Origin of the sequence: Pseudorhodobacter aquimaris, assembly GCF_001202025.1 — a bacterium.
GTDB classification, from domain to species: Bacteria; Pseudomonadota; Alphaproteobacteria; order Rhodobacterales; family Rhodobacteraceae; genus Pseudorhodobacter; species Pseudorhodobacter aquimaris.
Map to the genome: position 1 here is coordinate 1 of NZ_LGHS01000030.1, position 21131 is coordinate 21131.

At 57.5% G+C, this 21131-nt stretch carries 21 protein-coding genes, 1 tRNA gene and 2 pseudogenes; 4 read left to right on the plus strand and 20 right to left on the minus strand.

The features are described 5' to 3' along the window. Positions 1-77 precede the first annotated feature (77 nt). The 13 genes and pseudogenes from AKU94_RS20720 to AKU94_RS04330 form a co-directional block, all read right to left on the minus strand. Positions 78-758, minus strand: a pseudogene (locus tag AKU94_RS20720) (IS66 family transposase). Continuing rightward, positions 640-897: pseudogene (tnpB, locus tag AKU94_RS04275) on the minus strand (IS66 family insertion sequence element accessory protein TnpB); the annotation flags it as partial. The pseudogenes AKU94_RS20720 and tnpB, both read right to left, overlap by 119 nt. Further along, positions 894-1163, minus strand: a complete 270-nt coding sequence (locus AKU94_RS20825) for a hypothetical protein (protein ID WP_408633661.1) — start codon at positions 1161-1163, stop codon at positions 894-896. The pseudogene tnpB and the gene AKU94_RS20825, both read right to left, overlap by 4 nt. A 527-nt stretch (positions 1164-1690) precedes the next feature. Then, positions 1691-1767 (minus strand) — tRNA-Arg (locus AKU94_RS04285). A gap of 110 nt (positions 1768-1877) precedes the next feature. Further along, the gene (locus AKU94_RS04290; RefSeq protein ID WP_198144826.1) at positions 1878-2483 is read right to left on the minus strand and encodes a serine O-acetyltransferase; all 606 of its coding nucleotides are present in this window, start codon (positions 2481-2483) and stop codon (positions 1878-1880) included. 173 nt (positions 2484-2656) lie between these two features. Continuing rightward, positions 2657-3265: a peptidoglycan-binding domain-containing protein gene (locus AKU94_RS04295; RefSeq protein WP_050526099.1), complete on the minus strand. Its 609-nt coding sequence runs from the start codon at positions 3263-3265 to the stop codon at positions 2657-2659. After that, positions 3240-3644 (minus strand): hypothetical protein, encoded by a 405-nt coding sequence (locus AKU94_RS04300; RefSeq protein ID WP_050526100.1) that lies wholly within the window; start codon positions 3642-3644, stop codon positions 3240-3242. The genes AKU94_RS04295 and AKU94_RS04300 overlap by 26 nt, the downstream gene beginning before the upstream one ends. Then, positions 3641-3949 (minus strand): choice-of-anchor L domain-containing protein, encoded by a 309-nt coding sequence (locus tag AKU94_RS20830; RefSeq protein WP_198144827.1) that lies wholly within the window; start codon positions 3947-3949, stop codon positions 3641-3643. The genes AKU94_RS04300 and AKU94_RS20830 overlap by 4 nt, the downstream gene beginning before the upstream one ends. A 239-nt stretch (positions 3950-4188) precedes the next feature. Next, positions 4189-4599, minus strand: a complete 411-nt coding sequence (locus AKU94_RS04310; protein ID WP_050526102.1) for a DUF2177 family protein — start codon at positions 4597-4599, stop codon at positions 4189-4191. Between the two features lie 15 nt (positions 4600-4614). Beyond that, positions 4615-5358 carry an SDR family NAD(P)-dependent oxidoreductase gene (locus AKU94_RS04315; RefSeq protein ID WP_050526103.1) on the minus strand — a complete coding sequence of 248 codons (744 nt, stop codon included), beginning with the start codon at positions 5356-5358 and terminating at the stop codon, positions 4615-4617. Continuing rightward, the gene (locus AKU94_RS04320) at positions 5351-6508 is read right to left on the minus strand and encodes an SAM-dependent methyltransferase (protein WP_050526104.1); all 1158 of its coding nucleotides are present in this window, start codon (positions 6506-6508) and stop codon (positions 5351-5353) included. The genes AKU94_RS04315 and AKU94_RS04320 overlap by 8 nt, the downstream gene beginning before the upstream one ends. Continuing rightward, positions 6508-7263, minus strand: coding sequence for a DUF1365 domain-containing protein (locus AKU94_RS04325; RefSeq protein ID WP_050526105.1), 756 nt, complete (start codon positions 7261-7263; stop codon positions 6508-6510). Before AKU94_RS04325 ends, AKU94_RS04320 begins: the two co-directional genes overlap by 1 nt. Next, entirely contained in the window at positions 7260-8540 is a 1281-nt protein-coding gene (locus AKU94_RS04330) for an NAD(P)/FAD-dependent oxidoreductase (protein ID WP_050526106.1), read from the minus strand. The genes AKU94_RS04325 and AKU94_RS04330 overlap by 4 nt, the downstream gene beginning before the upstream one ends. Before the next feature lie 125 nt (positions 8541-8665). On the opposite strand from AKU94_RS04330, the gene AKU94_RS04335 reads away from it, so the two are divergent. Continuing rightward, a complete protein-coding gene (locus tag AKU94_RS04335; RefSeq protein WP_083444925.1) occupies positions 8666-9388 on the plus strand; it encodes an SDR family NAD(P)-dependent oxidoreductase in 723 nt (240 codons plus the stop codon). 7 nt (positions 9389-9395) lie between these two features. On the opposite strand, the gene AKU94_RS04340 is transcribed toward AKU94_RS04335, so the two are convergent. Beyond that, positions 9396-10868 (minus strand): MFS transporter, encoded by a 1473-nt coding sequence (locus AKU94_RS04340; RefSeq protein WP_050526107.1) that lies wholly within the window; start codon positions 10866-10868, stop codon positions 9396-9398. An 87-nt stretch (positions 10869-10955) separates the two neighbouring features. Between AKU94_RS04340 and AKU94_RS04345 the strand changes: the two genes are divergently transcribed. After that, positions 10956-11528 (plus strand): TetR/AcrR family transcriptional regulator, encoded by a 573-nt coding sequence (locus AKU94_RS04345; protein WP_050526108.1) that lies wholly within the window; start codon positions 10956-10958, stop codon positions 11526-11528. A gap of 24 nt (positions 11529-11552) precedes the next feature. Here the strand turns inward: AKU94_RS04345 and AKU94_RS04350 are convergent, their stop codons facing one another. Together AKU94_RS04350 and AKU94_RS04355 are read right to left on the minus strand one after the other, a co-directional pair. Then, positions 11553-12449 carry a nickel/cobalt transporter gene (locus AKU94_RS04350; protein WP_050526109.1) on the minus strand — a complete coding sequence of 299 codons (897 nt, stop codon included), beginning with the start codon at positions 12447-12449 and terminating at the stop codon, positions 11553-11555. Further along, positions 12440-13081 carry a DUF1007 family protein gene (locus tag AKU94_RS04355; protein WP_198144828.1) on the minus strand — a complete coding sequence of 214 codons (642 nt, stop codon included), beginning with the start codon at positions 13079-13081 and terminating at the stop codon, positions 12440-12442. Before AKU94_RS04355 ends, AKU94_RS04350 begins: the two co-directional genes overlap by 10 nt. A gap of 208 nt (positions 13082-13289) precedes the next feature. Here AKU94_RS04355 and AKU94_RS04360 point away from each other — a divergent pair, with 208 nt between their 5' ends. Together AKU94_RS04360 and AKU94_RS19560 are read left to right on the plus strand one after the other, a co-directional pair. Next, on the plus strand, positions 13290-13475 hold the full coding sequence (locus tag AKU94_RS04360; RefSeq protein ID WP_050526111.1) for a hypothetical protein: 186 nt from the start codon (positions 13290-13292) through the stop codon (positions 13473-13475). 525 nt (positions 13476-14000) lie between these two features. Further along, a complete protein-coding gene (locus AKU94_RS19560) occupies positions 14001-14291 on the plus strand; it encodes a hypothetical protein (RefSeq protein WP_157056411.1) in 291 nt (96 codons plus the stop codon). A 367-nt stretch (positions 14292-14658) separates the two neighbouring features. Here the strand turns inward: AKU94_RS19560 and gyrB are convergent, their stop codons facing one another. The 4 genes from gyrB to dnaA all read right to left on the minus strand — a co-directional run bounded on the left by gyrB (position 14659) and on the right by dnaA (position 21061). Then, positions 14659-17112 carry a DNA topoisomerase (ATP-hydrolyzing) subunit B gene (gene gyrB / locus AKU94_RS04370; RefSeq protein ID WP_050526113.1) on the minus strand — a complete coding sequence of 818 codons (2454 nt, stop codon included), beginning with the start codon at positions 17110-17112 and terminating at the stop codon, positions 14659-14661. Between the two features lie 200 nt (positions 17113-17312). Next, positions 17313-18407: a DNA replication/repair protein RecF gene (recF, locus tag AKU94_RS04375; RefSeq protein WP_050526114.1), complete on the minus strand. Its 1095-nt coding sequence runs from the start codon at positions 18405-18407 to the stop codon at positions 17313-17315. 32 nt (positions 18408-18439) lie between these two features. Next, a complete protein-coding gene (gene dnaN, locus AKU94_RS04380) occupies positions 18440-19558 on the minus strand; it encodes a DNA polymerase III subunit beta (protein WP_050526115.1) in 1119 nt (372 codons plus the stop codon). Positions 19559-19717: 159 nt separating this feature from the next. Next, on the minus strand, positions 19718-21061 hold the full coding sequence (dnaA, locus tag AKU94_RS04385; protein WP_050526116.1) for a chromosomal replication initiator protein DnaA: 1344 nt from the start codon (positions 21059-21061) through the stop codon (positions 19718-19720). Between the last annotated feature and the right edge of the window lie 70 nt (positions 21062-21131).

A 21131-nucleotide genomic window follows, 5' to 3' on the forward strand; every position in this document is an offset into this window, starting at 1 on the left:
GACCTGCATGGCGCGTTCGGCGGTGTTGTTGTCCAACTCGAGGATACCATGGTATGGCCGGAGCCGCGCCATGCGGGTCAGGGCATAGCGGATCGCGCCTGCCAACGGCGATTTTCCAGAGATACTGGAGAGATACTGGGGAGTTGGGCATGTAGCCAGGATTCCAGATCATCGAAGATCGATTTTGCCTGTGCTTGTCGGAGATGGGCGCGCCGTTCTGGCGGTGATCCACGGGCCTCTTTCTCGACCGCATCCAGCTGTGCGATGCACTAGATGGCTTCGTCGGTGATGGCAGAGCCTTGGGCGCGGTGGATATCGGCGAACTTACGCCTGATGTGCGCCATGCAGGCACCCTCGTGGATATCGCCGGAACGATAGAGATCCTCAGATCCGGCATAACCATCCGCATGCATCCAGCCGCGATACCTCGCGAGGTGATCCTGGGGCTGCTGCCCTTTGCGATCTGGAGAGAATTGATGCCAGCTGGCGGGTGGGATCGAGCTGCCCCAAGATCCTTCGTCCCGACCACAGACCCACAATCGCGCCGTCGCTGTTTTGCCGGTGCCGAGGGCCAGCGTCGAGCGGTCAATATCGATCCCATCGCGTTCAAAGATGTCGCTGACCAGCCAACTGATGCCGCAGCTTGCCCTCTTTCGCCGATGGCCACACAAACCGACCCTTCCCAAGCCGGGTGCTGAACAGGCAGCCACCTTGTCCGTTCCACCAAATGATTTTAATGAGATCGCCGCGCCGACCACGGAAGACAAACAGATGGCCGGTGAATGGATCCTGCTTCAGCATTTGGTCGGCCTGTGCCGCCAGCGTCGTGAACCCGCGCCGCATGTCGGTCACACCGGCAGCTGGCCAGACCCGCGTGTTTGCCGGAACCGGGATCATACAGACAGACCTCGGATGAGCCGGGCCAGTGCTTCTGGATCATAGCTGCCGACAGTCCTCAGCTGATGGCCGCCTGCGATATCGATCTCAATCGCGCTTTGTGCGGGCTGGGCGTCGGTCGTTGGGGCCGTGCCTTTGGTCTGAGGGCGATCCACAATCTCGACGGGGAGAAAGCATGGCGTCTGAGCAACCTGCTCTTTAAATATCGCTCGATCCGGCGCAAACTTGGGATCACGCAACCATTTATGGATCAAATTGGGGTTCATGGCATACCGCCGCGCGACCTGCGCGACAGATACCCTCGGCGCGCAGGATTACCCGCAGATCGACACCTTCTCCTCATCAGGCCAGAACCGCTTCTTCTTACCCGTCATATCTGCACTCAAGATGTCCACTATCAACGGGGGACACTTATCAACACACTCTATGACGCGTCAGTAAAGGCAGGACGGACGCTTACGGTGCAGGTGTGCGTGACGGAGGAGCATATAAAGACTTTTTATCGGAGGTTCCCGACCACAACCATGATTGAACGGGGATTCGGGTTGCATCGCAATGCTATCGTGGCGTCTTTGAGAGCCAGAAAAGTGCTGCCATTCGCCGCGAATGGTCAAGAGTTCGGGACGTTATGGCTGTGTGAGGAAGGCGCAGGACTATTTTGAGCGCAACAATTCGTGCCCGTGTCTCCCCGACATCAAGGATGATTTCGCGGTTTGTTGAACTTAATCGAAGACCTGAGTGAAGGCCGTCTGTGGTTTCGAGCCTCAGACCCTGCATTCACTTGTCGCGCTGTTGGTGAGCCGTGCGGGACTCGAACCTGCTACCTCCAAATTAGGAATTTGGCGCTCTATCCAGATGAGCTAACGGCCCTGAGTGTTCTCTTTTAGGGAAGGACCCGACAATGTCAACGGCCCTGCACGCCCGTATTATACCCAAGCAACAGAAAGTGAATACCGTAAAAGCAGGGGCTTTCGCCAAGGTTATTCCTCGGGGCGCTTTACGATGCGGGCGGGCACGCCGACCGCCAGACAGCCGGGCGCAACGTTTCTTCGCACAACCGCATTGGCGCCGATCATTGCACCATCGCCAATTGTGATATTACCGACCAGAACTGCGCCGGCGCCGATATCGACACCCTTGCCGATAATCGGCCTTCCATCCAGGCTGTTGGCGCGGATTACGCCAAAGGTGGTATTCTGCCGGATGATCACATCATCCCCGATGCTTTGGGCAACCAGTATCATTCCGCCGAAATGCTCTAATTTAACGCGCCGCCCGACATAGGTGGTATAGGGCAGGTCAATTCCCCCAAACCACTGACATGCTTTATACATCACCTTGTAAAGTACGCTAAGGGGAAGCCGTAGTATCTGCGGCTTTACCGACATTCGCCAATTGCCAAAACGGTGCCAGAACAGCGCCCAAAACCCCTGCGCAAAAAAATCACGGTTATGGGTATCAAGATCCTCGCGGACCAATTTCCAGAAACGAATTCCACGCGGATTTTGGTTTTGATCGCCGGGGTTCAGGATGTGAGGATCTGCCATATCCGGGTTCAGGACTTTATCAAGCTGATCATCAGACACGAGCGCACTCTCAACAACATACCAAGCGGCTTCAGGAGTAAGAGATATTAATTTCAGCGTAAAGGTTAATTGAACATCTGCCGAACCATGGCTGATGATACGGCGCGTTATTGCCTGAATGATGAAATCGAAAGCAAAAAACCGCTCTGTTCGGATTATGAAAACTATTAAAATTAACAGCTATTTTTAAAAAACATCGCAAATAGGGTCGGTTGATCGGGTAGCCCTGTGGCCACCAGCCCGTTCTTGCGTTGATAGTCCATAAGCTGGCGGATCGGTGCCTGATCAACACCGCCGGTGTTATCCGCAATTTCATAACCATCATCGCGAAGCGCTTGTTGAACCCGGTTCAACACTTCGACATAGGCGATGGAACGGGCCTCACCATTGCTGATCCCCACCACGGCGCTTTCGGACTGCAGGCGTGCGGGAAAGAGGATGCGAAACACCCCCGCAAAGGTATCAATGAACCGCGTGTCCGGCCTGGCCTGATTGCACAAGGATTTTGTCAATTCCAACAGGGTGTTGGTCGTTTGCCACGGCGCGATGTCATAGGTGTCTTCGTTATGCTGGTTCTGCGCCGTTATGAACCCCTCAATCCAACCGCCATAAAGCGCGACCTCTGTTGAGCCTGTCTCCATGGCATCCATGAATTTTCCACAGGTCTGAAGCCCGCCTCCCTTGATCCCGAACTTGCGGTTTTCCTCTGCGGCATAGGCGGTCGCGGCGGTGAGGCCGCGCGCAAACTGCTTTTTGTCAGCGGCAAAACGCACGACCTGCAAGCAATACAGCCCCAAAATAGAGCAGGCCGGATGCAGGCAGCGGAACCGGTGACGGGCCGTCGATATCCTCGGTGATAGGGGTGATGACAACCGCAACGGCCAACGGTTCAGTGGGATCCAGTGACAGGGATGTGTCGATGCCCGAAAGGGTCAGGAAATCAATGCCAGCGCCGACAAAGGTATATGTCGCCCCCGCAGCAAGCGCGAAATCGCTCGCGCCGAAAATGAGGGTGTAACCGTCGATATCGGCAACTGTGGCCGAGGAAGGCGCTGTGACCGAAGTAATCAGGGACCCGCCGGTGACCTCATAGGTGAAACCGACAGAAACCGGTGGGTCGGTCCAGACCAGGGTGCCGCCCGGGGGCAAGAATGCCGTCAAGCTCGGTTCCGGCAATATTTGTCATGCTTGGGTGGTCGATATTGAACAGGCAGGTTTGGCCCCCCGGCACCTGCCGAAACACCTGCCTTATTGATACCCATCACGAAAAGACCAAACCCGTCGGTCACGCTTCCGCCAACATATTCGGGGAATTCCTCGGACCCGAACGTCCCTAAGAACGTAACCCTGTTCACATCTGCAGAAGTTTCGAACTCTATGTTCAGTTGCACGGCGTCAAAGTGACGATCCATTCCGGTGATCGGTTGAAGCAGGGCTCCTTGGCTTTCGGTGACCCGATTGCCCATTTTCGGGAAAATCTCAACCTCAGGGAAATCATCGTTGAATTCGACCGAGGCCGGAACACTCTCGTCAATCGGCGGGGAGTCTCCCCCATGAGCCAGCTCACACGATGATTTGAGCCTTAATCAAACTCTACACATCATCTTGACAAGCGGTATTTATCCGACCCGTAGACCGGTAAATAACAGGTTATCGACGAAATATCGCGCAATAATAGCTGTCTGTCGCAATTAATGCCGTCCAATCAAAGGACCTTTATTGAAAGGCTGCGCGTAATGAGCACCCCCGCCCAAGCCGAAAACCCCGTCAGCGCGCCGCCCCACAGCATATCGGTGGCAACCTGTTGCAGTGACCAGTCGCGCAGGGTCGCGTAATTGGTAAATTCATAGGTGCCATAGGCCATCAGCCCCAAAAGCACGCCTCCGGTCAAGGCAGCCATCGGATCCCCATTATGCAGGGCCGGAACCGACACGAACCAAAGCAGCCCCGCAACATAGGCAAGATAGAACACCAACGCGGGCCCAAAGCGAAAGGGCTCGGCATAGAGGTGGGCAATATGCCGGTCAAACACGGGCTTGATCAACAGGCGCAATCCGATTGCATCGGCCGCAAGAAAGATCACCGTGGTGACCGCATAGAGGATCATGATTTTCATCGGAGTGGTCCTTTTTCAGCGCAGAAGACGGCGCGTTAATTGCAGGGCGGCCCAATAGGGCAAAGCGCGCAAGAGTTTCAGCGCGTAAGTGAGCCGACGCGGGAAATGCACCTCAAACCGGTGGGAGTTGAGGCCTTTTATGATCGCGCGGGCCGCAGCCTCGGGCGTGACCATCGCGGGCATGTCAAAGTCGTTCGTTTTTGTCATGCGGGTGTCGACAAAGCCTGGGCATATCAGCCGAACGTCGACGCAGCCCTCCAATTCGATACGCAGTGTTTCGGCGAGGTTGATGACGCCCGCTTTGGTGGCCGAATAAATCTGACCTTGTGGCAGGCCGATATAGCCCGCAACAGAGCCGCAAAGCGCCAATTGCCCACCTGAGCGCAACAAAGGCGGCGCGATCTGTGCGATGTGAAAGCTGCCGGTCAGGTTGACCGTAATGATCTTGGCGGCGCGATCGGGATTTGCATCAGTCACCTTTCCGGGATCATAAAGGGCCGCCAGATGTACAATACGGTCCAGCGGCCCGATCGTGGCCAGCTTTGCCGCCGCTGCCTCGATGCTTTGGCGATCAGAAACATCCAGCGGCAGGGCAATATGCTGCGGCCCAAGGCGTGCCGCCAACGCGGCCAACCGGTCCTCTGATCGTGCAGACAGGATCAGCCGCGCCCCGCGCCCCGCCCATTCCTGGGCCAATGCTGCGCCGATGCCGTCGCTGGCGCCGATGATCCAGATGGTTTCGCCTGTGGCTTCACGCATGGGCCAGTTCCACCTGTACAACATCGGTCTGGCCAACCGCGAAACAGGCCGCGCTGGATTCAAGATAGAACCGCCAGTTGCGCATAAATCCCTCATCATAGCCCAGCCTGCGGATGCGCTTGGACTGGGCCTTCAGACGGTCCGCCCATATCTCGCAGGTCCGCGCATAATCGCGCCCGAAGGCATGGCTCTCGCGTACAACAAGACCGGCCTTGCGGGCCTGTTTTGCGATGACCGAATCAGACAAGAGCATCCCGCCGGGAAAGGTATAGTGCCGGATGTAGTCAGAGCTGCGGCGGTAGGTGTCGAACCCCGTATCCGCCACGGTTATGGCCTGCACCATTGCCACGCCGGTTTCGGCCAGCCGCGCCTTGAGCGTGGCAAAATAGGTGGGCCAGTAACGTTCACCTACGGCCTCGACCATCTCTATCGACACGATATTGTCATACCGTCCGCTGGTTTCGCGGTAATCCTGCAACCGAATATCTGCACGCCCGTCCAGTATCGCCGCAGCATAGCCCTTTTGGCTGGGGGAAATGCTTAGTCCCGTCACATGGCGCCCGCTGTCGGCGGCGCGCGCGGCAAACCCGCCCCAACCACAGCCGATTTCCAACACACGCTCTCCACTTGAAAGCCGGTCCAGAATGCGGTCGTATTTCCGGTTCTGGCCCCGCAAAAGATCATCATCCCCTGTTGCGAAAATCGCGGATGAATAGGTCATGCTGTCATCCAGCCAAAGCTGGTAAAACTCATTGCCCACATCGTAATGCGCCCGGATATTGCGTGCAGATCCGCGCAATGTATTGGCCCGCATCAGCCGGTTTATCAGGCGGAACTTCAACCCGTTCCAGAAATTGGCATTGTCGAATTCATGAAACAGATCGAGGTTCAGCAGGCCCACCTTTATCAAATCCTCAACCGAGGGCGTATCCCAAAGACCCGCGACATAGGTTTCCCCCATGCCGATATTGCCGCGGGCGACAATCGCCTGCACCGCGGCCAGATCGTTGATCTGCATCTCGGCCGCCGGATCGCCCGCCCCGAAATCATGGGTGGACCCGTCGGGCAGGCGCAGCCGCAGGCTTCCGTTCCGGATACGCCCACAGGTTTCCAGCAATTTTTTTTTCAAGCGCTTGTCGAGGAACGACATCAGGTAATCTCCGAATTCGGGGGGGTGGGATGGGCGCGGTATTTGGCGCCCTTTAATTTCAGGCGCAACGCCTGCCAATAAATCAGCGCGATGGTTCGCAACGCGCCAAACGGGCGGCGGATACCGGCACCGAGCAGGCCCGCATTGGTCATCGGCTTGCGCGGCCCCGACAGCATCGCAAGCACGCCCTCGGGGCCGTTACGGTGCAGGATGCGAATCGTGATTTGTTCAGGGCTTATGTCAAACCCGAACGCATAGGTTCCCGCCACATCCTGAAAGGGGGACACATGGAGCGATTTCGGTGTCTTGATGCGGGTATCCTTGGTAATCGGACTAAAATCAGCGTTGTGGCACAGATAGGAATGGCGATCGCCAAAGGGCGTAGAAACCTCAGCAATCACGGCGATAAGGGCGTCATCCTCCATCACCAGCCAAAAGCTGACGGGGTTAAAGACATAGCCCAGAAAACGCGGCTGGGTGAGCAAAAGCAAGCGCAGCTTGCGCGCCCCCAGCCCCCTGGCGGCCAAAACCGCACGCGCCCAGGCCGGACCACGCCCCTGACGCAATGGCCCGCCATGATCGCAGTCGTGGACCGCCATCAGGTTAAAACGGTTGCGTGAAAACAGCTTGGGCCAAGGCCCGCCCCTCTCGGGATCAATCAGCACATAATCGACGCCATAGCGAAACCCGTGGCTGATCCTGCCCAGCCGTTTATGGGTCGTGATGCCCGCGATATGTTGCGCTTGATGGGTCATGCGTGCTGGCGTTGCATCAGTCGGTTGATGCGGGCGGCACTGGCAAAGCCGTCCTCGTGAAACCCGTGCCGCAACCATGCCCCCGCAAACCAAGTATTGTTCTGCCCCTGCATCCGGGCGATCTGATCCTGTGCGGTCAGGGCGGCGGCATCAAAGACTGGATGGCGAAACACGGTTTGATCATAGATCAGATGCTCCGGTATCGTGCGCGCAGGGTTGAGCGTGACAAAGAGCGGGTCCTCCTCGGGGATGTTTTGCAAACGGTTCATCCAGTAGGTCACGCCGATGGCGGTCTCTGCCCCAGAGGTATCGGCATTATAGACCCAGCTGGACCAGACCGCCTTGCGCTTGGGCATCTGGGCGGTATCGCGGTGCAACACCATCAGGTTATCCTGAAAGCGAACAGCCGAAAGTGCAGCACGCTCTTGCGCGGTCGGTTCCTCTAGCAACTGTAATGCCTGATCGGCATGGCAGGCAAAGATCACATGATCAAAAGTTGCCGCCCCCTGTTCACGGCTTTGCACGATGCTTTGGGATGCGCTACGGCTGACGGATTGCACCGGCGTCGCTGCGTGGATGGTCACGCCCTGACTGCGCAGGTGATCCTCCAGCCGGGTGACATATTGCGTGCTGCCGCCATCGACGGTCCACCACTGATGCTGTGCCGTGGCACTCAGCAAGGCGTGGTTGCGAAAAAACTGGATGATGGCGCGGGCGGGAAAGCTGCGGATCTGCGCAGGCGGTGTTGACCAGATCGCCCCGCAAAGTGGCATCAGGTAATAGTCCTGAAACCAGCGCCCCAAGCGCATCTTGTCCATCAATTCACCGATGGTCATATCGCCGCCCTGCTCCACCGCTTCGGCGCCGGTGTTAAAGCGGTGGATGTCACGCAACATCCGCCAAAATCCGAGGCGCAGCATATTGCGCCGCTGTGCCATCAAGGACCGCAGGTTGCGCAAGGCATATTCGATCTGCCCGCCATTGACCGAAATACCAAAGCTCATATCGCTTTTGATAACGGGCACGTCCAACGCCTGAAACATGCGTGTCAAATGTGGGTAGTTGGCATAGTTGAACACGATGAACCCCGTATCCACCGCTTGGTCGCCATTCTTGCCCGCGATGACCGTGCGGGCATGCCCGCCAAGACGGGGGGCGGCCTCATACACTGTGACGTGATGGTTGGGCGCCAAAAGATAGGCAGCAGACAGCCCCGATATACCGCCACCAATAATAGCAATGCGTTGAGGGCGAAAAGGCGCGGCATCAAATGACATGAGCAATCCGGTTGTTGTTATGACACTCCTACGGCCGTGCCGAGCAACCGGATCAAAAATGATCCGGTAAAGCTGTTTTTGCGTAAGGGATTTATGACCATCCCATATGATGAAAGAAGGCAGCCATGACCGATAGAGTGGAAATTACGGCCAGCGGGTCCGGAAAGTCCGGTGGGACACCGATCAAGCGGGCGTTGGTTTTGGGCAGCTCTGGCGGGATCGGGGCGGCTGTGGCGCGCGCTTTGGAACAACGGGGGGCGGATGTTACCGGCCTGTCACGCCGCGATGACGGGCTGGATGTGACGGATGAGGCCTCTATCCAGCGCGCCTTTGGGCGGTTACAGGGAAAGCAGTTCGATCTGCTGTTCAATGCGACGGGCGGGTTGATCCTGAACGGGGTTGCGCCGGAAAAGACCATCGGTGCAATTGATCCCCAGAACATGACGGCCCATTTTGCGCTGAACGCTACGGCGGTTGCATTGCTCATAAAACATGGCACGGCCCTTATGTCGCCGGGACGCGCGGTCTTCGCCTCTCTCTCTGCGCGGCTGGCCTCGGTTGGGGATAACCGGCTGGGGGGGTGGATCAGCTACCGCGCGGCCAAAACGGCACAAAACCAGATCATCCATACTGCGGCGATTGAACTGGCCCGTACCCGTCCGGGGGCAATTCTGGTGGCACTTCACCCCGGTACGGTTGCGACACCCCTGACCGCGCCATTCCGGACTGCGGCGCAAACCGACACCGCGGCCGGCGCTGCCGCCCGCCTGATCGGCGTGATCGAAGGGCTGGAACCCGCTGACAGCGGCGGCTTCAGGGACCAGCACGGTGACACGGTCGCTTGGTAATTTTGTCCTAGGGCCCCCCGACCGGTTTGCGCCAGATGCTGATCGCGGTACAGGATGCCAAAATCGTCGCAAGGGCGATGACCCCGAAAAATGCCTGATCGAATGCCCCCCGCGCCAATTCGACCAGATGCGCCGCCGCCGCCGGTTCCAGGGTTGCGGCAACCAGCAGGGCCTCGTCGATGCTGTCCGATACGGTGGCTGACAGGCCTTGGGGGAGAACCATAGCGCGGGTGTATATCGCGGACATCAGGCTGCCGAGGATTGCAATGCCCAACGCGCCTCCCAGTTCAAAAGACACTTCCTCGATCGAGGCGGCCATACCGGCGCGATCCTCGGGCGCGGACATCATGATGGTACTGGACGCGGCTGTCATGGTGGCGCCGATCCCGACCCCCATCACCGCCAAAAACGACATCCACAGCCATGGTAGACCCTGATAGGTCATAAGATAGCCCGCCAATGCCAGCCCCGTTAGCGCCATCGACACGGTCAATACCCGCTTAGCCCCGTGATGCGGCAGCACAAGACCGGTCAGCGGACCGGCAACAAAGGCTGCCGCTGGAATAGGCAACATCATCAGCCCTGCCTGCAATGGTGACAAACCCAGCACCAGTTGCAAGCGCTGGCTGAATACAAGCTCTACCCCGATCAGGATCGCAGAGGCAGCCATCGCTGCAATGACTCCCGATGCGAATTGCGCGTTTTTGAACAGCGCGAAATCGATCAGCGGATTTGCGCTTGCTCTTTGGCGTCGCATGAAGGCAGCAACAGCGGCAAGACCTACAAGAAAGACGATGGCGGCGATGGTCCAGGATGGCTCTCGTTTGCTGGTCTCTTTGATGGCATAGACCAGCCCGACCAGTCCGACCATCACCTGTGCCGAACCGATCAGATCAAACGGAGGTGCCTGCGCAGGCCGCTTGTTGACCAATACCCGTGCGCCCGCCACTAGGGCAACAATGGCAATCGGCACATTGATCAGGAACACTGATCCCCACCAGAACCATTCAAGCAACACCCCGCCCACTACGGGCCCCAGTGCCGCCCCGCCCGAGGCCACGGCGGCCCAGATCCCGATGGCAAAGGCGCGCTCTTTCTCATCGGTGAAGGTCAGACGGATCAGGGATAATGTGGCGGGCATCATCGCCGCCGCCCCGACCGCCAGCATCACCCGTGCGGCAATAAGCACCGAAGGTGTGGGCGCAAAAGCCGCAGCCAAAGAGGCAATTCCAAACACCACAAGACCGGACAGGAACATATGCTTATGACCAAAGCGGTCGCCCAGCCCGCCCAGTCCCGGCAAAAGCCCGGCCACCACCAGCGGATAGGCATTCACGATCCACAGCTTTTCGGTGGCCGTGGCGGCCAGATCATGCGTCAGCCGTGGCAGCGCGGTGTACAGGACTGTCATATCAATCACGATCAGGAAAAGCGCGCTCGACACGATTGTCATGATAAGCCAACGGTTGCGGGTGGGCATGGTTATAATCCTTGGGGCGATAAGATACGGTTCGCATAAGCGGAGCTCGGAATATAAATACGTTCGTATCGTAATGAAAGAGAAAAAATGGCGGGACGACCACGCAGCATTGACAGGAACAAGGTACTGGATGCCGCCGAGGCGCTGGTGGTGACCGCGGGGGCGGGGGCGCTTAGCTTTGATGCTGTCGCAAAAGCGGCCGGGATCACCAAGGGCGGGGTACAATATGCCTTTGGCACCCGTGACAACTTGATCCGCGCGATGATAACACGCTGGGCAGAGGGGTTTGACGCCGAGGTTGCCGCACGAACCGGCCCCGGCCCAACGCCCGCCGCGCTGATCCACGGGCATCTGGAGGTGACACGGGATGAAAATGAGACGGACCACTCGCGCTCCGCCGCGATGATGACCGCGTTGTTGCAGCATCCTGATCAACTGTCAGAGACGCGGGCTTGGTACAACTCCCGTCTGGCGCGGCTCAATTTGGAAAAATCCGGGGACCGTCGCCTGGCGCTGGCCTTTCTGGCGGGGGAGGGGGCTTTCTTGCTCAAGGCGCTGGGCCTGATTGATCTTACTTCAGCGCAGTGGAACAGGTTGTTCGATGATATGCTGTCCACGGCAGCATCCGACGCGTCGGGCAAAGGGTCGTGCGAGGATTAATCACTGGTAATCACCGCGCCCGCGTCACAGATAGTGGCGCAGCATGCCCATAGAGACGATGACCACAAGCAAACCGGCCGTTATCTGGGCAACGGGCAAAACTAGTTTGGCCCCGGCGCGCTCTGTACTTAGCACGGAGATCAGAACACGCGCGCCGACCCCCGATCCGGCGACCGCCATATTAAATGCCGCCGTGCCAAGCCCCATCGCAAATGTCGCAAGGATACCCGCAAACAGGATTTGCAAACGCCATGCGATAACGAGCAAGAACAAGGCGCCTGTACAGGGGCGGATCGCAATACTGGCAATCAGGGCCAGCATCTGCCGCGAGGTCATGCCACCCTCGACCTCCTTTATCGAAGGGCCGTGCGTGTGCCCGCAAGAACATCCCTCTGCGTCATGTTCCTCATGATGGGACACTGCGTTTGCCCGCCAAGCCGCACGCGCCCCCCGCAGTGCAAGCAGCCCCCCGATCAGCCCGATGACCCCATAGCTCAGGGGGGCAAGAAGATCCTCTGTGATGTCGATAAGCGATGCGCTGGTCAGAGAAATAAGACCGATCCCCCCCGTCACAAGCAAAACTGCCGCAAGCGATTGCGCAAGGCTGGACGCAAGGGTCAGCGCCATCATCCGCCAAAGAGTCGCGCGGCTGGAAACCGCTGCCGCCCCGAGCAGGAATTTACCATGTCCCGGCCCGATCGCATGAACAACACCGTATCCAAATGTCAGACCACAAAGCGTCAGCAAGGCAGCAGGCTCTCCGGCGCGAATGGCCCGCAGGGCCGTGGCCATCGCGTTTTGGAAATCCCGCTGTGTTTGTGCTGCCCAACGCATAAGCGCGGTGACATCGAAGACCTGGATTATCAATATGGCCAAAGCCACCGTGCCTGCCAAAATCAAGGCAAGATGGATCAATCGCATCGCAACAAGATCTCCTCGGCAAACATCGCGCCTACATTCGGGTCATCAGGGATCTCTTCTTGCGATAACGCTTCAAGCTGTTTTTGCAGATCAGCGGATTCCTCATCCGGCGTAAAACGGTTGATCTGGACCGCACAGCCATCAGGGGCATCGAGGAGGGGGCTGTCCTTATCGATGCTATAGGCATAGTAATAAATCGGATCGTAAATTTTAAGCGAAGCGGATTTGTCCGACATATCAACGGGGTTTTCAAGCGTCAGCTCAAATCCCACACCAATCCGGTCGTCATGCATCTGTGCCGAGGCATTCGCCGGACGTGAGAGAACCTGCTTTGCGCCCTCAACCCATAAATACGTGTCACCCTCATAGTCGGGTGCCCAATCCGTTTCGCCCCGCTTGACCGTTTCCAGATCAGCAGCATCAAGTTTGCCATCGCCGTCTTTATCAAGGTCAAGCGTTTCGTAGAGCAGCAAGGTCGTGAAGGCATCATATAACCAGTAAATACGCACCCCCGCCAGGCGCCCATCCTCGGCAAAGATGAAGGTTCCCTTGGCATCCACGAATACATGTGGATGTGCCGCAGTTGCGTTCACCGATAAGACTAAAAGCAGGGCAGAGATAAAAAAGCGCATATCCCAGACGTATATCGCCAAGAAGGGCGACACAATCCGCCACATTCGACCTGTGCTGATTTCAGCCGGTTAAAGGATTTTGTCGCCGCAGCCATTGCAAACTAAGAAATTTTTCTTACCGCGAGGGTAAGGTGAGACGCAATACCTTGCCATCACCGACAACGGGATGCGCAAAGCGGTCATGGAAGCGATTTGATGGATCTGCACTTTGTTTGCTGCTGGGCTTGGGGCAATTGCCGGCGGGTTTATCAACAGGCTGGCAGGCTTTGGCGCCGCGCTTCTTGCGCTGGGTCTGTGGTTGCAGATCATGCCGCCCCAACAGTCGGTGGCCGTTATCGTCATGGTTTCGCAGTTGTCGGTGTCCAAGGGATCTGGATTGTCCGCCAAGGCTTGAAAGCCAAGGCACCATGGCTCGTGCCGCGTTGATCCGTCACCTCAGCTTTGTGATAAGTATCGAGGGTCAAGATGCGAGCCTGACGCTGAATACAGCACTGTCCGGCCAAACGCCCAAAGCAGCCGGACTTTGGTCCGTCTTGTGGGCCAAGGCCACATATCTATGACGGCCTCAAAGATATTCCCAGACGCTATCAAATTGGGTTTGAAAGAGTTGGACGGCAATAGATCTGATGCAATCGCCGCCGCGGCGCTCTTACTTTCCCCAGCGATTACCATAACCCGGGCCGAAGCATCGCCCGAAGGCTGGGGGCTCTCGTTGGGCGATGTTACCGATGTTTTACGGAGCGGATCGCCAAGCTTGAGAGAGGACGCCTCAGATGTCTTAGGGCAATGGGTCGTGCAAATTGATGGCGGGCCGGCTCAGGTCTGGCAAACCGCGATTGGGCCGCTTCTTGCAAAGGTTTAGCCTTAGGAACGCGCACTGCGAGAGAGTGGTCTGACGCGAAATTTCACAAAGCTTGAGGTGAATTCTGAGACAGCATTTCCGGAGGCATTTGATCAGTTGGAACCAAATCTCATGGGCCTTGAGCGAAACGGTGGCGTGTATCAAATCCATAAGTCTAAAGTTCCTGAGGATTTCCCGCAGGGAACACTCGGCCAGTTATGGTGCCTGTTCGACCCAGGACATACTGGTAGGGGTAGTTGCGTTGAGCAGCAAGAAATCAGCGCTTGTTTACAGTTCAGGCGAGGTGGCAATGCAAATAAAGATCGGCAAAAATGGATGTCCAACGGCGATCAGGGAGATGTGGCATGAACCTGTTTTTGGTCTCTCTGCGATCTAATCAACGGGGTACCTTCAACCTCTTTCATGACGGGAGGTCATCCCAAACTCGTAAAACTGGACCAGCAAGGGTGTGGCAAAGCCGTCGGCGTGAAGTTCAACGGCGTTCCAACAGTATACAGTCGACGTACAACTGAACACCAGAGTTGGGTGCAGCACTGGGTTGATGAGAATGTCACCCAACTAAATCCGGAAGCCCTGGAGAAATACAAACAGGGGCAGAGATATGGCCGTGATCTTCAGGGGCGATGACAGTGTAACAGTAGCTGACAGCCCAAGCTTTTGAGAAAATCGCGCAAACCTTGGTCGAACGTAAGGTTATGCGCGATCCAACAAAAGTCTAAAAGTCCAGATTTTCAACGCTAAGCGCATTTTGCTGGATGAACTCGCGGCGCGGTTCCACCACATCGCCCATGAGCTTGGTAAAAATATCATCTGCATCGGCCAGATCTTCAACCTTTACCTGAAGCAATGTGCGCGCTTCTGGGTCCAATGTGGTTTCCCAAAGCTGCTCGGGGTTCATTTCGCCCAAGCCTTTGTAGCGCTGTAGGGAGAGACCTTTCTCGCCCTCTGCCAGAATCGCGTTAAGCAGGTCGATTGGCCCGTGGATAGAGGTGTTGCGATCTTTGCGTACAAGGTGACCCTCGTTCCCAGTATAGACATCGCTGTGCGGTGCCGAAACTTGAGACAGGCGACGCGCCTCACCAGAGCGAAGGACCGCACCGTCAAGGGTGCGGATTTCCTCAACCCCGCGCAGGACGCGGGCAAGGCGGATGCCGTGATCCTGGGTGATGCGCCCTTGCCAGCCACGCTCATATTCGGTGGCAACGGCATCAAGACGCTTGGCCACGTTATCGGCAACAGCCTGCAAATCGGCATCGGCATTTCCTGCATCAAACGCGCCTGCGAGGGCGGCTTGTTCCAGAATATTGCGCGGGTAATGCGTTGGAAAGGCTTCCAGAATCCGGCGGAACTGACGCGCGCCCTCAATCACGCGAATAAGGTCGGAGCCTGCAAGCTCCTCACCCGAGGACATGCGCAGGATTGCACCGTCAATGCCCTGTTGGATCAGGTAATCATCCAGCGAGGCCTGATCCTTGAGATAAACCTCGGACTTGCCGCGCGCCACTTTGTAAAGCGGTGGCTGGGCGATATAGAGGTGCCCGGCCTCGATCAACTGTGGCATCTGCCGGAAGAAGAAGGTCAGCAAAAGTGTGCGGATATGCGCACCATCAACGTCAGCATCGGTCATGATGATGATCTTGTGATACCGAAGCTTTGCCAGATTGAACTCATCCCGGCCGATGCCGGTGCCCATCGCCGTGATCAGCGTGCCGATTTCCTGACTGGAGAGCATCCGGTCAAATCGCGCACGTTCCACGTTAAGGATCTTACCTTTCAACGGCAAAACCGCCTGATTTTGGCGGCTGCGCCCCTGTTTGGCCGACCCGCCGGCCGAGTCACCCTCGACGAGGAACAATTCGGCCTTGGAGGCGTCTTTTTCCTGACAATCGGCAAGTTTGCCGGGCAGGTTGGAAATATCCAGAGGGGATTTGCGGCGCGTCAGGTCGCGGGCCTTGCGCGCAGCTTCACGGGCAAAAGCAGCCTCGATGATCTTGCCAACGATAATTTTTGCGTTTGCAGGATTTTCCTCAAACCACTCGGCCAGCTTTTCGTTGACCATGCCTTCAACAGCGGGTCGCACCTCGGATGAAACCAGCTTGTCCTTGGTTTGACTGGAAAACTTCGGGTCTGGCGCCTTGACCGACAACACACAGGTTAGCCCCTCGCGGGCGTCATCGCCGGTAAAGTCGATCTTTTCCTTCTTTGCGATCCCGGTAGATTGCGCGTAGTTGTTGATCGTCCGCGTCAGCGCGCCACGCAGGCCCGCAAGGTGGGTGCCGCCGTCCCGCTGCGGGATATTGTTGGTGAAAGGCAGCACATTCTCGTGGTAGCTGTCATTCCACCACATCGCGATTTCCACCATAATGCCATTGCGTTCCCCGATGATATAGATCGGCTCTGGCAGGATCGAGGTTTTGGACCGGTCGAGGTATTTGACGTATTCGCGCACGCCGCCCTCATAGAACAGCTCGCTGTGCAGCGGCTCTGCGGGGCGTTCATCGATCACGATAATCCGTGCACCGGAGTTGAGGAACGCCAGCTCGCGCAACCGGTTTTCCAACGTCTTGAAGCTGTATTCGAGATCCGAGAACGTCCCATCGGGACGGTTGACCTTGGAGGAGGCCATGAAGCGCACCTCGGTGCCCCGCTCGTTCGGCGCTGGACCAACCTCGCGCACGTGTTCAACGCATTCACCATCCTCAAAGCGGGCGAAATATTCCATACCATTGCGCCAGACGCGCAATTCCAGCCAGTCGGACAGGGCGTTTACAACCGAAACACCGACCCCGTGCAACCCGCCCGAAACCTTATAGGCGTTACCATCGTCATCCGAGTTGTTGAACTTGCCGCCCGCATGCAGCTGGGTCATGATAACCTCGGCTGCGGAAACGCCTTCTTCCTTGTGGATGTCGACGGGAATTCCACGACCGTTATCGCGGACAGAAACGGAACTGTCGGCGTGTATTTTGACGGTGACAGCGGTCGCGTGGCCTGCCAGTGCCTCGTCAATTCCATTATCGACCACCTCATAAACCATGTGGTGCAGGCCCGAGCCGTCATCGGTGTCACCGATATACATTCCGGGGCGCTTGCGAACAGCCTCTAACCCCTTGAGAACCTTGATAGAATCAGCACCGTATTCGGCGGGCTTTTTGGCTTCTTCAGACATGCGGACTTTCCTTGAAATCTAACCCTTTTTATAGGGGTTCTGCCCCGGATTGTCACGCCCTAGACACAAGATTTAGCGGTTAAGGGGTAAAGTCAGTTTGCCACCCGCAGCGCGTGCCCAGAAGGGGGGCATAGCGTCGGTTTGGTCATAGCCTTTGAGGTCCGTGCGCCCGGATCTGAACCGTCAAATGTGTTGTTGGGTCATAGGAGGGTTTCCTCTACAACCGACCCGCGGGATGTTTCGGATATGGTGAAGGCCTGCGCGCGAGGCCCGAGGCTGTCAAACAGGGCGGCTTCGGTGCCGGTCATGATTGCCTGCGCGCCAAGGGTGCAAAGTTCATCGTAAAGGGCGGCACGGCGTTGGCTGTCGAGATGGGCGGCCACCTCATCAAGCAACAAGATCGGGGCGGCCCCTATATCTGTGGCCAAGGCGCGGGCATTGGCAAGGATCAGGCTGATCAACAGGGCCTTTTGTTCGCCGGTGGAGCATTGATCGGCCGCGACGCCCTTGTCGGTAAAGACGGCGGCAAGATCGGCGCGGTGCGGCCCTATCAAAGTGCGGCCCGCCGCCATATCCCTCCGCCGCCCTTGCGCAAGCGCGGTGGCCAGATCATCCACAGGCTCGGGGCTGGTCAGCGACAGGCTCGCGCAGGGAAAGGTGGTATCCGCCCCCGTTTGGGCTTGGGCAAGCCGCGCCAGCGTATCCGCGCGGTTGGTTTCTATCATCACGGCGGTTTCGACCATTCGCGCCTCAAGCGCCTTGTACCAATGCGCGTCCTGTACTTGATCTTTTAACAGCCGGTTGCGATCCCGCATCGCTTTTTCATAGCCCAGAACCGCCTCGGCATGGTCGGGGGCAAAGCTAAGGGTCATGCGGTCAAGAAACCGCCTGCGGCCCTCAGCTGCCTCGATCCAAAGGCGGTCCATCGCGGGCACCAGCCATAAAACGCGGGTAATGCGGGCGAGGGCCACTTGCGCCGCGGCTTTGCCATCAATGCGAACCTGTCGCGGCTGCCCCGGCTCGGCCCAGGTTTCGACCTCATGCGCGCTGTCGGGCCCGCGCAAATTTGCCGATATTTTCCAGCCAAGGGCTTCGGGTTTGCGGGCAAATTCGTCAACCGTGGCACGACGAAACCCGCGACCGGGTGAGAGCAGGGAAACCGCCTCGATCAGATTGGTTTTTCCGGCACCATTGGCACCGATCAGGGCCACAGGCCGCCCGTCAAAGCCGATGCGCACCGCGCGGTGGCTGCGGAAATGCGAAAGGGCAAGATCGGTAATGACCAGTCCCGACATTCTTGCCCTTTATTTCAATGGGTTGGCGCGTCTTAAACGCGCATCGGCATCACGACATAGATGGCAGAGGTGTCATTCCCCTCACGCATCAAGGTCGGATCGCCCGATGAGTTGAACATGAAGACCGCATTTTCACGGTCAACTTGGCTGGCGATTTCCAGCAGATATTTTGCGTTGAAGCCGATCTCCAGCCGTTCATCGCCATATGCCACGGCCAGCTCTTCCTCGGCGGCACCGGAATCAGGCGCGTTGACCGACAGGACAAGACGATCCTCATCCAAGGACAGTTTGACCGCACGGGACCGTTCCGAGGAAACAGTGGCAACACGGTCAACGGCCTTGGCAAACTCGGCGGCGTCGACTTCTAGGCGCTTGGTATTGCCGGTCGGAATGACGCGGGTATAATCGGGGAAGGTGCCGTCGATAACCTTGGACGTCAGTGAGATCACATCGGTCGCAAAGCGCACTTTGGTTTCCGAGACCGAGACCGCGATGATTGCCTCATCATCATCTAGCAGCTTGCGCAGCTCATTCACGGTTTTGCGCGGGATGATAACGCCGGGCATATCGCTGGCATTTTCGGGCAAAGGGGCATCAATGCGCGCAAGACGGTGGCCATCGGTTGCAACACAGCGCAAAACCGGACCATCCTCGGCAGTGGCGGTGTGCATATAGACACCGTTGAGGTAATAGCGGGTTTCCTCGGTCGAGATGGCAAATTTGGCCTTATCGAACAGGCGGCGCAATACCGGTGCCTTGGCCGAGAAGTTTGACGAATAGGCCGAGTTGGCCATGACGGGAAAATCTTCTTTGGGCAGGGTCGCGAGGTTGAAGTTTGACCGCCCGGCCGTCACCGTCAACCGGCCAGAGGCGGCGTCTTCGGACAGGTTGACCAAGGCGCCATCAGGCAATTTGCGAACAATTTCGTGCAGCATTACGGCCGAAACCGTTGTGGCGCCGGGACGTTCAACCACGGCGGCCGTGCGATCCACCACCTCTATATCCAGATCGGTGGCGCGAAAAGAGACGCTGTCACCCTCAGCCTCAATCAATACGTTGGCAAGGATCGGGATCGTATTGCGGCGTTCAACCACGGATTGGGCCTGACTGACCGCCTTGAGAAGCGTTCCGCGTTCGATGCTGATCTTCATGTTCCGTCCTTTGCCCGTCTTGCTGCTGGCTGTATGCCCGCCACGGCTGTGCCGCAGGGAGGGCCGAAGTTAGAGGTTTTAATGCGTCCCACAAGGGGTAAGACGCCATAACCTTGTTTTCAAGACTGAAATTTAAGGCTTTGTGGCTTTGGTGCCGAATTAGCCTTGCAGCAACCGCTTGAGCATCTGCAAATCATCGGAAAGCTGGCTGTCGGCTGTCATCAGTTCCTCAATCTTTCTGACGCCATGCATGATGGTCGTATGGTCGCGCCCGCCAAAGCGGCGGCCAATGTCGGGCAGGCTGCGGCTTGTCAGCTGCTTGGACAGATACATGGCGATCTGGCGTGGGCGTGCAATGGTGCGCACCCGCTTTGGCCCGATCATATCCGACAGACGGATGTTGAAATGCTCTGCCACTTTGCGCTGGATTTCTTCAATCGTGACCTTGCGGTCAGAGGCGCGTAGGATGTCGGCAAGGCAATCCTGGGTCAGTTCCAGCGTGATTTCGCGGCCAACGAGGCTGGCAAAGGCGAACAGACGCGTCAGCGCACCTTCAAGTACGCGCACGTTGGTTGAGATGCGGTGGGCCAGAAATTCCAGCACGCCCGGCGCAATCACCAGATCGCGGTATTGGGTGTGATAAAATTCGGCTTTTTGCTGAAGGATGCCAAGGCGCAATTCATAGTCTGTCGGGTGAAGATCCACGACAAGCCCGCATTGCAGGCGAGATTTGATCCGCTCTTCCAGGCCCTTGATTTCACCGGGCGCGCGGTCGGCAGAGATGATAATCTGTTTGTTCTGATCAACCAGCGCGTTAAAGGTGTGGAAGAATTCTTCTTGGGTGCTTTCCTTGCCCGCAATAAATTGCACGTCATCGACCATCAAAACATCGACCGAACGGAACAACTCCTTGAAATCCATGACCTGACGTTCGCGCAGCGCCTGCACGAAACGGTACATGAATTGTTCGGCGGAAAGATAAAGCACGCGCAGATCAGGTTGACGCAGCTGTAGCTCATGGGCGACGGCGTGCATCAGGTGGGTTTTGCCAAGGCCAACGCCACCGTAAAGAAACAGCGGATTAAAGGTCACGGGGCCACCCTCGGCCACACGGCGCGCGGCGGCATGGGCCAGTTCATTCGGCTTGCCGACAACGAAACTGTCAAAGGTAAAGCGGCTGTCGAGCGGGGCGCCGGGCACGTCCTTTTCTTCGACCGTGCGCTTTGGTGTTGCGGCTTCGGGTTTTGCCGGGGCGGGGGCGTTGCGTTCCAAAACAAAGTCTATGCGTTCAACAGCGGCGCCGGAACGGTGGAGTTGATGCAAGATATGGTCGGCAAAATTGCGCGAAACCCAATCGCCAAAAAAGGTCGTGGGGACGGCAAAGCTGGCGACGCCACCTTCCAGCGCAGCAAACTTCAGCGGCTCAATCCATGTAATGTAGTTGTCCTTGCCAACCCGCGTGCGCAAGTTTTCGCGGATATCTGCCCAGCCTTCGTTCGTCATTGCTCTACCTGTTCCACGGCTTCCCCATGCCCCGTCCTGAAACGGGGCCTTGATGCGGTACAAATGTACT

Coding starts and splice junctions, on each gene's coding strand:
- AKU94_RS04340 (WP_050526107.1), bottom strand. CDS start 10,868: ATGCCCACCCGCAACCGTTGGCTTATCATGACAATCGTGTCGAGCGCG.
- AKU94_RS04355 (WP_198144828.1), bottom strand. CDS start 13,081: ATGCGCTTTTTTATCTCTGCCCTGCTTTTAGTCTTATCGGTGAACGCA.
- AKU94_RS04310 (WP_050526102.1), bottom strand. CDS start 4,599: ATGAAAATCATGATCCTCTATGCGGTCACCACGGTGATCTTTCTTGCG.
- AKU94_RS04330 (WP_050526106.1), bottom strand. CDS start 8,540: ATGTCATTTGATGCCGCGCCTTTTCGCCCTCAACGCATTGCTATTATT.
- AKU94_RS04325 (WP_050526105.1), bottom strand. CDS start 7,263: ATGACCCATCAAGCGCAACATATCGCGGGCATCACGACCCATAAACGG.
- AKU94_RS04315 (WP_050526103.1), bottom strand. CDS start 5,358: ATGCGTGAAGCCACAGGCGAAACCATCTGGATCATCGGCGCCAGCGAC.
- dnaN (WP_050526115.1), bottom strand. CDS start 19,558: ATGAAGATCAGCATCGAACGCGGAACGCTTCTCAAGGCGGTCAGTCAG.
- AKU94_RS04345 (WP_050526108.1), top strand. CDS start 10,956: ATGGCGGGACGACCACGCAGCATTGACAGGAACAAGGTACTGGATGCC.
- AKU94_RS04320 (WP_050526104.1), bottom strand. CDS start 6,508: ATGTCGTTCCTCGACAAGCGCTTGAAAAAAAAATTGCTGGAAACCTGT.
- recF (WP_050526114.1), bottom strand. CDS start 18,407: ATGTCGGGACTGGTCATTACCGATCTTGCCCTTTCGCATTTCCGCAGC.
- AKU94_RS20830 (WP_198144827.1), bottom strand. CDS start 3,949: ATGGGCAATCGGGTCACCGAAAGCCAAGGAGCCCTGCTTCAACCGATC.
- gyrB (WP_050526113.1), bottom strand. CDS start 17,112: ATGTCTGAAGAAGCCAAAAAGCCCGCCGAATACGGTGCTGATTCTATC.
- dnaA (WP_050526116.1), bottom strand. CDS start 21,061: ATGACGAACGAAGGCTGGGCAGATATCCGCGAAAACTTGCGCACGCGG.
- AKU94_RS04335 (WP_083444925.1), top strand. CDS start 8,666: ATGACCGATAGAGTGGAAATTACGGCCAGCGGGTCCGGAAAGTCCGGT.
- AKU94_RS20825 (WP_408633661.1), bottom strand. CDS start 1,163: ATGAACCCCAATTTGATCCATAAATGGTTGCGTGATCCCAAGTTTGCG.
- AKU94_RS04350 (WP_050526109.1), bottom strand. CDS start 12,449: ATGCGATTGATCCATCTTGCCTTGATTTTGGCAGGCACGGTGGCTTTG.